The following is a 13,691-nucleotide window of genomic DNA, read 5'->3' as shown; positions in this document are numbered from 1 at the left end:
GGAAATATAAGTCTATTGTTGGAAAACAACAATTAATTAATCTTTTTCCTCTAATGCTCAAATACCTGGGATGCGTCATTCATAAATACCATGTCTCAAATTTCATGAGTTTAAACATGTATCTCTGAAAATATAGCCATGCGCAACGTGAAAGAAAATATCCCGGTTTATTGGGACAGAGATTTTTATAGAATCTTTAATAAAATCCCCCACCAATTGTCAAAGCCAATTGGCACCCCCTTTTTACTTCGATACGCTTCGCTACTCAGTAAGCAAAAGGGGGACAGCGTGATATCAATTTGCTATAGGCCGTCCTCCTTTGGAAAAGGAGGTGTCCCGATTTATCGGGACGGAGGATTTAGGCATTAAAGCTAGAATGACAAGCAATGGCTTAAAATCACTAGAAATTGAATAGATATTAACAAACAAAACTCTGTTTATCAAAGAATTAAAATCCTTAAACTATATTAAATTTGAAATAGTTCAAATTTTATTTTTTTAGTTTTTTGGTATCAATATCCCAATATAGATTTTTAATTCTAGTTTGTTCTATTTCTGGAGTATAACCTAACTGTTCATTACAAATCTCAAATAAGTTTGATTTTATACTTTTTACCTCATCGATATAGTTATATCCAACAATAATCTTTTCAATTTTAAGTAGTGGTACTTCATAATCGTTACTTTTATTGGAAGTAAAATAGATTGGTAATCTTAAATATCGAATGTTATTTTTATTTTCAATTATTTTGTATAAATCAGATTTAATAATCGGGAATATTGGTTCATTCTTTAAAGTAACAGTCCTATTAATTGCTCCTGAACGCATTTCTCTTCTATCAAATACCAAACGAACTTCCTTTTCTATACTAAACATTTTCGATTTATGAAATGCATACAATTTTCCAAAATCAACATCAATAAAAGGTTCTTGATTAACATTTGCATTTAGGAATCTAAGTAATTGCATAAACTTTCTTCTTTGGTCAACTCCATAACTCACTTTACTTAAATGAAAATCATTCCATTCATCTAAACTATTTTGAACTGAGAAAACTAAAGCAACTCCTTTCCCATTCTTTCCATAAAGTCTCCACATATTGAACTCATCAGATGAATTATTTAATATATTTTCCTCACAAAATGAAAAAATGAAAAGATTATCCTTAGCATCTTTGATAACAGAATCACTCAAATCAAATATTTTACTGGCAAAAGTAAATTCACGAGGATCATTTAAATTGTGTAAATTATATAAACGAATTGCTTTTTCCTGAAGAATAGAATTCAGTGCGAATATATTCGTAAAATGTACAACTTGTTTTTGTTCATAGTAATAAGGGCTACCAATAAGATTCAGATTTTCAGATGGTATAGTATAATGATTTCTTGTCCATACCTCTCTTCCCTCCTCAACATGTCCATTACGGAACTGACTAAAATTAATGCCAGGGAAAAGATTATTTACTCTTCTCTTAAATTTTAAAATTTTGTCATTTTTTTCCATAGATAAAGTTATAGGTAGAAAGTTTTATTTTTGTAAAGTAATTTCTTTTAAATATGTACTTACTGTTCAAATCAGGCTCATTTCAATTTTGGTGGATTAAAGGTATGGAATTGAGGGGAATTAAGCAAGGGTTTAGAAATAAGACATAAGATATAAGACTTGGTTTTGTGGCGCTTGTAGTTTTTAAGTAATGAAATCCTCCGTCATCCCGATATGCATTGGGATGACACCTCCTTTTGAAAAAGGAGGACATCGTGACGGTCTATCTACTGTGGTCCTATCAAAGTAAGGCTGAGGATTTATCAAACATCAGGTTCCTCTTCCAGTTTTTCTACCATATTCTGAATATCCATCGCCACATAATTAAGATTGTAGATTACTTCATTTTCTGAAAATCTCAAAACAGTATATCCCAATTCTGTCAACCACTTTTCACGGTCGTAATCTTCAGGGCCATTGGTTTTGTGAGAACTACCATCCACCTCAATGATCAGGTTTAGTTTCCGGCAAATAAAATCTACAATATAGTTTCCAATTTTGTACTGCCGGTTAAACTGATATCCGTTTAATTGTTTTGCCTTTAGTAAATCTCTCCAGAGAATAGCTTCTCCCATTGTGCCCAGTTTTCTGCTCTCCCGCGCAAAATCTTTATTGTGCTGATTGTAATTTAGTTTCATTTGTTCAGGGTTTGTTCAAAGGTATGAATACCTGGACCCTTTTCAAAAACTATTGTAACGGAAATCCTCCGTCATCCCGATATGCATTGGGATGACACCTCCTTTTGAAACAAGAGGACATCGTTAACCGTAATAAAGCTATGAGTCTTACTTTGAATATCTGAAAAATAAGAATACAGTTTAATCTTACTTTTTCATTCCACTCCCTAAATAAAACCCGGGATGTGGTGGCTGGTTGTAGGCTGTATTTTGCCACGCTATGCTCAACCGGTATTGCGGATCCTGCATCAGTGTTACAAATCTGTAGTCGGTTGGAATCGTAGTTGAATAAATATGTAATTCTGTATTATCTGCGGTTCGCCATATCACCTCTTCACGCCAGTCTCCCAATATATCCCCACTTAAACAAGGTGTTGCCTTGGTTCCGTTATTGGAGACACATTCTCCGGCTGTTAATAAATTAATGGTTGTGGAATTTTCCCAGTCCCATTTATCAATCTGGTTTCTGTCCAGTAACTCACGCGTTAGGTCCCCATCCCACCAGATCACAAAATTTGTTGATCGTGGCCCTCTTTCAGAAATTGTTTCGCCATGTACATCACGTAATCCACCCGGACCACCCCAGTTTTCGCATCCGGGATAGCGGGGATCAATATCTGCAGCGACACCTCTGCCTACGTCAACTCCGGGACCAACGCTCCAAAGAATTTCTCCGGTAGCTGCATCAAACATAGCAACACCCGGTGTTTGCAGGGCAACAGTTTTCCCTTCATTTTCGTGAATCCCAAATACCTCCTGCCCGGGCCTTTCCGGATCCAGATCAGAAATATGCAGAGCATCTCCATGACGCAAACCCGTGGTGTAAAGTCCCTGCCCGTTATCATCCACCGTCATAGCTCCCACACAAAATTCATCCTTCCCATCATTATCAAAATCACCCACACTTACCGAATGATTGCCTTGTCCGGAATACGGATTTTCTGCATCTTTTGAATCAAATACCCAACGTGAGGTTAACTTACCATTTCTGTAATCCCAGGCTGCAACAGCAGTCCGGCCATACCACCCGCGTACAAAAACGGCACTTGGCAGATGACCGTCCGGATAAGCCACACCTGCAGAAAAACGGTCAGCCCTGCTTCCAACACTATCATTATTGCCGTTTCCTCCTATGCCTCCCCAACCATCAATCGGGTAACGATCAGGCAGATAGTTTTCTGTTGCTAAAGCACGTCCGGTTTTCCCATCAAAAATAGTCAGATATTCCGGCCCGTTTACAATTTTACCATACATCGGAGAATTCCCGTCCAGCGTTCGCCAGTCCTTTTTCGGGTCACCAATTACATTCCCCTGTCCGTCGACTGTGCCATCTGCCGTTTTACATATCATTTCGGCACATCCGTCTCCATCAAAATCATAAACCAGAAACTGGGTATATGCTGCTCCGGAACGTATATTTTTCCCAAGATTAATTCGCCATAGCATGGTGCCATCCATCTTGTAGGCATCAATGATCTGTTCGCCGGTCAGTCCTCTTTGCGGTGGATTCCTTACAAAAGAAGGCTGCCACTTCAGAATTATCTCGTACTTTCCATCTCCATCCAAATCTGCTACTGAGGCATCGTTAGCTGAATATGTGTTTTCTCCTCCATTGATAATTGTTGAAGGAGGTATCTGAAGCGGCACGGTCAGATATTGTTTAACAACGGTATCTGCCTTCAAAGTAAAGTTGCTTCCTGATTTTTCGAACGGTTTTATGCCTGACTTAACTATTGAATAAATGTAGGTTTCAGATAAGCGGCATGTATGATCAATAAAAAAAGTAACCTTGCTGACAGGTGATGGATTAAGTTTTATGGTGTTATTATGACTATCAGATCTGTAAACATCAAACGAAATAGCATCAGCATCCGATTTCAGTAAGCGCCAGCTGATAAATGCAGAATCAGGTGATGTACGTACAACAACAACTCCCCGGTCCATATTCTCCATAAGTCGTTCTGCCTGTAACTCAAACCGGAATAAAGACAACAAAATGAAAAACGAAAGAAATGCAGATATGCGTCTCATGATAACCTTATAAAACTACTGCTTTGGAAATGTACTCTCTCCAATATAAAAACCTGTATTAGGCGGTTGATTATACCCAACATTTTGCCAGGCAATACTAAGCCGGTATTGTGGATCCTGCATTAATGTCACATAGCGATAATCCGTTGGATATATCGTTGAGTAAATCCTGATTTTCTGATTATCACGTGTCCTCCAGATCACCTCTTCCCGCCAGTCGCCAAACAAATCAGCGCTCAACACCGGTGTAGCCTTTGAGCCATTATTGGAATTGCATTCATAATCCTGCAGGAGAATTTTCTCCTTGTTCTGTTCCCAGTCCCATTTTGTAATTCTGTTTCTATCCAGCAATTCACGTAAAAGATCCCCATCCCACCAGATCACAAAATTTGTACTTCTGGGCTTGGGTCCTATATCGTTTCCTTTTGCATCGAACAAACCATCTACATTTGTCCAGAACTCAAATCCTTCGTACCTGGGATCAATATCAGCGGCACAGGCTCTGCCAACATCCCATCCGGGATTCTTTCCCCAAATAATCTCGCCAGTCAGGGCATCATACAATGCTTCACCGTACCCATTTTCATAGCCTTTTACAGGTTCCTCATTTTCATGCGGTCCCCACACTTCCATTCCCGGTCTTTGAGGAACCAGATCTCCTACATACAGTGCATCACCATGCCGAAGCCCTGTACTGAATATTCCTGTCCCATTATCATCTACAACCATGGCACCGTAAATTATCTCATCTTTTCCGTCATTATCCACATCAGCCACATTTATATTATGATTTCCCTGACCGCTGAATAACTCCAGTCCCGGCTTTGAGCTGTCAAATACCCACCGCTGAGAGAGTTTGCCATCCCTCCAATCCCACGCTGCTAAGACAGATCGTCCATAGTATCCCCGGCACATAATCACACTTGGAAGTTTTCCATCCAGATATGCTACGGCTGCCAGAAAACGGTCCGCCCTGTTAGCAGTATAATCATTCTGACCATTACCTCCAATACCTCCCCAGCCACCAAGATTACCTCTGCCGGGTACATAATCGGTTGTTGCCAGTTCTTTTCCTGTTGCTCCCTCAAAAATGGTGAAGTATTCGGGTCCTGTTACTATCTTACCAAATGTCCTGCTTTGTTGATTTCGGTCCACCCAGTCAGCATCCGGATCGCCAATAACGTTACCTGTACCATCCGTGGTACCATCAGCAGTTTTCATGGCAATTTCAGCTTTCCCGTCACCATCCAGATCGTATACCATAAATTGTGTATAATGCGCTCCTTCCCTGATATTTTTGCCAAGATTAATGGTCCACAATAAGGTCCCATCCATTTCGTAAGCCTGGAATATTGGATCAGATGTTAAGCCAAGATGCGAGTTATCATGTCCCCGCCCTGTCATGTGGATCACCAGTTCATATTGCCCATCACCATCCAGATCAGCTACGGATGCATCATTTGGAGAATACCGGTAAGGTGTCTGCAAAGGAATCTCCCAATAGGGCTTATCCCAAGGTTTACAGGTACTACTTTCATCTGTTTCTTTCTTATCCTGAATTGGCCTTAACACATATTGTGCATCATCAGTCGCCTTGTCATCTGTAAAATTTGTAACGGAAAGAGGTTTTGTATTTAGAAGTTTTCCATCCCTATAGAGGTTAAATGTTGCCTGTTCAGGGTCGGAATTTAACAAACGCCAGCTAATAAAAACAGAATCTTCCCCTGCAGGTATGGCCACCATTCCACGGTCCAGCCTTTCCAGATGACGCTGTGCATTCAGATTAAATAACAAACCCTGAGAAAGTATTAACAGAGAGAAAAGAATAGTATGCTTTAACATGTCGTTTAAATCAGTTTTTAATTTTCAGCGTTACTGCGCCCTGTTCCAGTCCATCAGCCTGTACATTTACTGTAATTTCACCTGAGTCCGCTTCAGCACGTACGATTGCCGTACAACTTCCATTCAGGACCCTGCGACTGGATTCAAAAAAAGGAATATGTGTCTCCAGATCAGCATTATCAACAGCAATAACAGAACCGGGTCCTGCTACCGTAAATGAAAGCATGTTATCACTGTTTGGGCAGGATACTCCGTTTTCATCTACTATTTCTGCCGTAACATACACCACATCGTCAAAATTGTCAGATAGTGTATTGCTGCTCGCAGTCAGCTTAATTTTAAGTGGATCACCAGCCGTCTTCATTTCATGAACAGTAACATCCTTACCGTCATTTCGCCCCACCACTTTTATGGTTCCCGGCTCAAAGGTAAATTTAGCTTTCACCGGAGCAGCATTTTCAGGAACAGAGAAAACGCCTCTTGATGTTCCATTCAGGAAAATCTCCACTTCCTGCGTATTGGCATAGACCTCCACTTCAGCCACATCATAGGTATCTTCATCAGCAGGACTCCAGTTTGAAACAAGCGGGCCATTGCCTGCATTAAAAGCACTGCGCACCAAATGCACATAAGGTTCTTCACCCCACCAGCTCTGACGCTGATATGCCAGTGTGGTCTCATTTCCCAGGCGATCCAGCAATCCAAAATGATGGGATATTGCCGGCCAGTTGGCTTCACCAAGATAATCTATACCTGTCCATAAGAATTGTCCTGACATAAACGGATTATCTCTCAGTGTCAGCCAGGCCTCACGTGTATGTCCGTTTTCTGTTCCCAGAACCTTACGTTCCGGTTTATCCAGGTGTGCCTGTACCAATTCCTTCTCACGATAATTCTGCCCTACAATATCCATCATATCAGCAAATCCGTTTTGATAGACACCGGAAGAATTTGGACGGAACAAAGCCATCGTAACCAAACTGCCAGGTGCAATTTCGTGTACCAGATCCTGCATTTTTTTATACGTAGAAAAACCCTGCTCATTGTTCAGGTTATCACGGATCTCATTTCCCACACTGTAGATAAAAATGGAAGGATGATTCCGGTCACGTAGTACAACATCGCGGGTATCAGCTTTCCACCAGTCATTAAAAAATAAGTTATATCCTTTTTCCGCATGGTTCTTAGCTGCCCGCCAGGTATCGAATGTCTCGTCCATAACCAGAAATCCCATCTCATCGCACAGATCATAGAATTCCGGAGCAAATGGATTATGTGCCGTTCTTATGGCGTTTACGCCCAGCTTTTTAAGCGTTTCAAACCGGAGCCTCCATGTGGTTAACGGTACTGCTGCCCCCAGAGCGCCACCATCTGCATGTAAGGCCACACCTTTTATTTTAATATTTTTTCCGTTGAGCCAGAATCCGGTAGCTGCCTCAAAATGAAATTCACGTATTCCAAATGTATTTGATACTTCATCAACCAGTTTATCTCCTTTATAAACAGAAGTAACAGCTTTGTACAATTCAGGACTTTTTACATCCCAACGTTGCGGATCAGCAACCGTAACCTCACTGCTGATGTTTGTTGCGTCTCCTGATTTAATGGTTTGCGTATTTTCGGCTGACCCAACTGTTTTACCGTTGGGATCAATTATTGAAGTCACAACTTTTATTGCTTCATCAGAGGTTGACGTGTTTGAGATTTTGGTTTCAATCGTAACTATTGCTTTATCAGCACTGATTTTTGGTGTTGTAATATAAACGCCCCATTGCGGTATATACACCGGATCTGTTATAACCAGGTTTACATGACGGTAAATTCCTGCACCGGTGTACCAACGGGATGCCGGCTGTATGGAATTATCCGCTTTTACAGCAATCACATTTTCCTTTTTCCCGTAATTCAGATAATCTGTCAGCTCATAACTAAAACTCACGTATCCATTCGGACGCTTACCCAGCAAATGCCCATTGATCCATACTTGGCTGTTTGCCATGACACCATCGAACTGAATAAACACGTTTTTATCCTGATCCTCTTTAGGCAGTGTAAATGCTTTTCGGTACCAGCCAATACCTGCAGGAAAAAATCCGCCACCCCGACCGGTTGGATTATCGCGGCTTACCTCTCCTTCTATGCTCCAGTCATGAGGAACATCAAGCAAGCGCCAGTCCTTATCCTTAAATTTTGGATTTTCTGCACCCTCAACGTCACCCAAATGGAACGACCAGTCTGCATCGAATGACTGGGTTTGTCTTGGATTAGTTTGACTACTTTGTTGTGAGAACACATTGGTTCCGGTCTGAACCGATAATAAGACAATTGCCAGGAAAAGTATAGTTTTTAATTTTGCATTTCCGGCTTTAAAATAACTAGTTTGCATTGTGGTTGGTTTTCTTCGTTAATATAAGACATCAATTATCCCGGAGTCAAAAATGTAACCTTTAGACTATTAGACATCACCAATAAGAATTGTATTCCATTAAAGTTACTTTTCTGACATAAGGCTTTCCAAACTACAAATCTACGGGATAAGTTAATGAGATTCAATATATAAATTGGGATAAAATTTACATTATCTGACACTTTAAAAAGACACAAGAACCAAGATACAAGAATCAAGATGTAAGACATTTAATCTTGTTTTGCTATATTTTGAATCAAGGGTTTTTCAAAGCCGACCCATTTTTCATACCCGTTTTCATTCAGGTGAACACCATCAACAGTCAGCTCCTTCTGCATATCACCGTTTGCATCCACAAACTGACCAAACAGATCGATGACATTGTAGCAGCCTTTTGACTCATGCTTTTTAATCAATTTATTTACAGTAAGTATATCCTCCTTGAGATAATCCCTCCTGGTAGGCAGAACTGTTTGCACATAGATCCTGGTCCCGGGCGATTTTCGATGAATTACTTTGGCAATTCTCAAAATATTATGTGCCACATATTCCGCTGATGGTACAACCTTATCATAGGTTAACTGATGCCTGTTGTCCACATCGTGATGCAGACTAAAGAGGTCATTTATACCAATAAGAATAAATACAGCCTTAGGTTTAAAATATGTCACTTCATCCAGACGCTTCAATACGCCATCTGTCACATCTCCCGAAATACCGCGGTTCCTGATATGTGCGACACCAAACTTTTCGCTCCAGTCCTTCCCTTTTTCTGTAATACTGTTTCCAATAAATACAATATCACCATATTCCAACGATTTGTCCATGAATTGTTTAATGCGCTTTGGATAATGCGTTTGTGTCCAGTTATTATGGTACCGCGAAACGACGTTGTCAGTTGGATATAATTCTTCTTTTTGTTTGGCTGTAAGCGGCGTCGTTTGTCCAAAAGCACATAGACCTATTAAAATTGTGCAAACTAGAATCAGGATTTGCTTCATTAATTCAAATTTTCTGTTTTCATCTTTTAAAAAACCGGTCTGAACACTTTTACTTACTGAAGTTTCCATACCGAAACACCGGCAGTAGGAATCTTTTTGGCTCCAAAAAGAATGCTATTCTCAGACACTGTATTCAGCTCATATTCCTTATCAGAATAATTCATTGCAATCCCAAAACCATCCCTGTATTCCACAATAATACCCTTTGGATAATCTTCTATACCGATGTGCAGCCTTCCATACAATTTCTTTAAAACGTCATATTCAAGATCTCCCTTATCACTATCGGCTCCAACATACGTTACAGTTCCTTCACCTTTTCCGGCAAAGGTAACAGCAGGTTTACCGGCATAAAAATCACCTGCATAACTACCCCAGATTTCTGTTTTCTTATATGGATTTAAAATGTCACCCCAGCTGGTCCAGCTATAATTGCTGCCGTCCATTTTCACCGTATCAGGCGCATAAGGCATCGGTAAATCGTAAAATTCTATTTCTGAACCTATCAGCTTATAGATTGGCTCTGCATATCTGGCCTGCCAAAGGTGACCTTTTTCATCCTGATGTCCTGTACGGCACGAGAGTACCAGGTTACCGCCCTGTTTAACGTATGCCGTTAATTTGTCAATTAACTCAGTACTTATCTGCTGATATGCAGGTACTACAATCACAGGATATCCAGTAAAATCCATCGTGTCCCGAATAAAATCAACAGGCGCTCCAAAAGACTTTAAAGCTTTATAATACTTTAATACATGCTGCTCCGTGTTCCACAGTATTGTTTGTTTATTCTGATTGATGGCAACCGTATTATCGGGATCATATAAAATTCCTGTTTTTCTCTCGAGGTACAACTCCGGTACTTTTCCTGGTTCCAACTGATGCCGCAATTCTTTTATTTCGTTGATGAACTGCTCATATTCCAGACCACCTGGCGTAGGTGTAATGCCATCCGTACCAACAATGCCGTAATGATACTGCTCATAACCGTAGATTGGCGCCCGAAACCGATATGTGCATGTAAACCTGCTACCTCCGGCAAAAACGTGCCACAACCACAAGTGAACAGCTCCCGGCAAAGGTTGCGAATTTATTCTTCCCCAGTTTACCTGTCCCGGCTGCAATTCCATAACACCGTACATTGGTGATAGCGGCCTGAAGTAATCATTTGCCATGGCTATACGCGAATATTCACCAACACGATACCCGTTTCTCCCAATGCCTTTGTCCTCGCCATAAACCATATACCGCGTATATGTTATAAAGTCAAGTTCTTTACTTGCACCGATAAACCGGGCATCGTACATCGGTATGTAGTTACTTGTGATCCACTGATCTTTATCGGCAAATTTTCTGATTGTTGTGGCCTGGTCATCCAAAAATGAAGAAGTTTCCGAATCACAAAACCTGCTGTGATCAAGTTTTTGATACAGGTTCATTCCCCACTGATTATATTGCGGAATATTGATTTCAGAGAAACTGCTGTAGGTTCCGCTCCAGAAATTTGTTCCCCAGGCTTCATTCAATGCATCAATGGTAATATATTTTCGCTGTAACCATTCACGAAACCGTTTTTGTGCATCTGCCCCGTAATCAACTGTTGAACGGGGTTCATTGTCCAGCTGCCATCCTATGATCCTTTTATCCTTACCATAGTGATTGGCCAGTTCAGCGATCATCTTTAAGGAATACCGACGGTAAAACTCGTTGGAAAAAGAAGCATGTTGACGCGAACCGTGATCAAATTTTGTCCCGTCCTCCCTCGTAATCAAAATTTCAGGATGTGACCGGGTCAACCAAACCGGAGGAGTTGCTGTTGACGTACACATTATAACCTTTAGATTATATTTAGCCGCAATATCTACAGCTTTATCCAGCCATCCAAAATCATAGACACCTTCTTCGGGTTCAAGCTGAGCCCAGGCAAATTCCGCAAAATGCGTAAATTCAAACCCCATTTCAGCCATTTTTTTCAGATCACGATCCCACTGAGATTCATCCCAATGCTCCGGATAATAATAGGCGCCAACGGTAGTTAGCTGTTCCGAGGGGAAAAAGGTTTCATTATTCTGTGCCTTACCTAAATAAACGGTAAATAAGATCATAAACAGAACCAGGGTGTATTTCATAATATTTAATTTTCTTTATTTATCATCATTCTCTCAATACCCAATTCAAGCCCACTAAGCTCTGCCAGCCCTTTTAATCTGCCTATCAACGGATAACCCGGATTTGCCGATTTGTTATAATCATCGAGCATTTTGATCCCGTGATCAGGACGCACAGGGATACGAACATCTGCACGACCTTCCGACTTACGTCGTTGTTGTTCTTCCAACAGTGCCTTCATAACCGGAAATAAGTCCACATCACCATAGATGTGACCCGATTCATGAAAACTGCCATCCGGTAGAAATATGTTATTTCGTAAATGTGTGAAATGAATCCTGTCGCCAATCGATTTTACTATGGCGGGTAAATCATTGGTCCTGTTTACCGATAAGGATCCGGTACAAAATGTAACTCCATTGGCTATTGAATCATTTTGCCTGCATATCCATTCCAGATCTTCCCGTGTACTTACAATCCGGGGCAGGCCCAACACCGGGAACGGAGGATCATCCGGATGAATACAAAGCTTAACTCCCGCCTGTTCCGCAACAGGAACCACATCGTTAAGAAACAGACGCAAATGTTCACGCAAACGGGTTGCATCAATTTCTTTATAGGTATCAATAAATTGCAGAAAAAGCTTTTTATAATCAGGGACTGAACCATCAATTACACCGTCAATAAATCCCTGGGTAACCACTATAATGTTATACGCCAGCAATTCCTTATCTTCCTCACTCATTTCAGATGCAAGTTTCCTGGACTTTTCCACTATCTCTGCCGGATAATCCGATTCTGCTCCTGATCTTTTTAAAATAAAAACATCAAAAGCAACAAACGTCGGAAAATCGAACAACATCACTTCTCCGCCATCATCAAGCTTAAAATGCAAATCGGTTCGGGCCCAGTCAAGAACAGGCATAAAATTATAGCAAACGCGATCTATTCCACATTTTCCCAAATTCCGGATCGACTCCTGGTAATTTTGAATCAATCGATTATAATCCTTATTATGTGTTTTGATTCCTTCGGTAACCGGCAAACTTTCAACCACGCTCCAATGCATATTATGCGCTTCAATCTGTTTTTTTACCTTCATGATTTCTTCCACAGACCAGACTTCGCCGTTCGGAATGTGATGCAATGCCGTCACAACTCCCTCAACACCCATTTGCCGCAAATCTGCTAAAGTTACAGAATCCTTTTGTCCGAACCAGCGCCAGGTTTTCTCTAATCCCATATCCACTTTTTTAAACGCCACTGTATGAGCTAAAGCCTCCGTCAACAGGAATAATGGCCCCGGTTATAAAGCTGGCTTCATCCGAACACAGGAACTGAACCAATCCGTTCAACTCAGTAATATCACCAAAACGTTTCATTGGTGTTTTAGCAATCACTTTTTTGCTGCGTTCGGTGAGTGAACCATCCGGATTAATCAATACTGCCCGGTTCTGATCACCAATAAAAAAGCCAGGTGCCACAGCATTTACCCTGATCTTATCGCCAAACTTCATAGCCATTTCCATGGCCAGCCATTGGGTGAAAATATTAATACCTGTTTTGGCTACAGAATATCCCGGAACCCGTGTAATGGCTGAATATGTAGCCATAGATGAGATATTAATGATGCTGCCGCTACCACTTTTTGCCATTTCTTCTCCAAAGATCATGCTGGGCAAAACCGTTCCGTTAAGGTTCAGATCAGTAACCTTCTTAAAATCTTCCATCTTCATATCAAAAAAGGTCTGATATTCTGTCAGCGTGGCTCCGGGCATGTTGCCACCGGCAATGTTCAGAAGAATATCAATTTTACCAAACTGATCCAGAACCTCTGCCCGAACAGCTTTTACAGAAGTCTCATCCAGAATGTTACAGACAAAAGCTTTTACAGTTCCGGATTGCTCCAGCTGCTTTATTTTATCGTTTAAGATATCTTCTCTTATGTCGAGCAATGCTACTTTTACGCCCTTCAGGAGCAAACTTTCTGCTATGCTGCTGCCTAAAACCCCGGCTCCCCCGGTTACAATAGCTACTCTTCCTTCAATGCTAAAATTGGTTGGTTGCATGATTCAATT

The 13,691-nt window shown here is 40.9% G+C and carries 9 protein-coding genes; all 9 read right to left on the bottom strand.

What is annotated here, in order from left to right; all coding sequences use genetic code 11:
- Positions 1–490: 490 nt before the first annotated feature.
- Entirely contained in the window at positions 491–1,507 is a 1,017-nt protein-coding gene (locus tag ACE1ET_RS03950) for a DUF2971 domain-containing protein (RefSeq protein ID WP_375727063.1), read from the bottom strand.
- A 302-nt stretch (positions 1,508–1,809) separates the two neighbouring features.
- Positions 1,810–2,184 (bottom strand): endonuclease domain-containing protein, encoded by a 375-nt coding sequence (locus tag ACE1ET_RS03945; protein WP_375727062.1) that lies wholly within the window; start codon positions 2,182–2,184, stop codon positions 1,810–1,812.
- A gap of 186 nt (positions 2,185–2,370) precedes the next feature.
- Entirely contained in the window at positions 2,371–4,254 is a 1,884-nt protein-coding gene (locus ACE1ET_RS03940) for a rhamnogalacturonan lyase (RefSeq protein WP_375727061.1), read from the bottom strand.
- 15 nt (positions 4,255–4,269) lie between these two features.
- A complete protein-coding gene (locus tag ACE1ET_RS03935; protein WP_375727060.1) occupies positions 4,270–6,096 on the bottom strand; it encodes a rhamnogalacturonan lyase in 1,827 nt (608 codons plus the stop codon).
- Between the two features lie 10 nt (positions 6,097–6,106).
- Positions 6,107–8,482, bottom strand: a complete 2,376-nt coding sequence (locus tag ACE1ET_RS03930; protein ID WP_375727059.1) for a glycoside hydrolase family 2 TIM barrel-domain containing protein — start codon at positions 8,480–8,482, stop codon at positions 6,107–6,109.
- Between the two features lie 251 nt (positions 8,483–8,733).
- On the bottom strand, positions 8,734–9,504 hold the full coding sequence (locus ACE1ET_RS03925) for a GDSL-type esterase/lipase family protein (protein ID WP_375727058.1): 771 nt from the start codon (positions 9,502–9,504) through the stop codon (positions 8,734–8,736).
- 53 nt (positions 9,505–9,557) lie between these two features.
- Positions 9,558–11,633 (bottom strand): beta-galactosidase, encoded by a 2,076-nt coding sequence (locus tag ACE1ET_RS03920; protein ID WP_375727057.1) that lies wholly within the window; start codon positions 11,631–11,633, stop codon positions 9,558–9,560.
- A 5-nt stretch (positions 11,634–11,638) separates the two neighbouring features.
- Entirely contained in the window at positions 11,639–12,856 is a 1,218-nt protein-coding gene (gene uxuA, locus ACE1ET_RS03915; protein WP_375727056.1) for a mannonate dehydratase, read from the bottom strand.
- A 10-nt stretch (positions 12,857–12,866) separates the two neighbouring features.
- A complete protein-coding gene (locus ACE1ET_RS03910; protein WP_375727055.1) occupies positions 12,867–13,682 on the bottom strand; it encodes an SDR family oxidoreductase in 816 nt (271 codons plus the stop codon).
- Between the last annotated feature and the right edge of the window lie 9 nt (positions 13,683–13,691).

Source organism: Quyinboa mangrovi (assembly GCF_042219825.1).
GTDB lineage: Bacteria > Bacteroidota > Bacteroidia > Bacteroidales > UBA5342 > JBHJHP01.
This window is presented reverse-complemented; position numbering and strand designations above follow the sequence as displayed.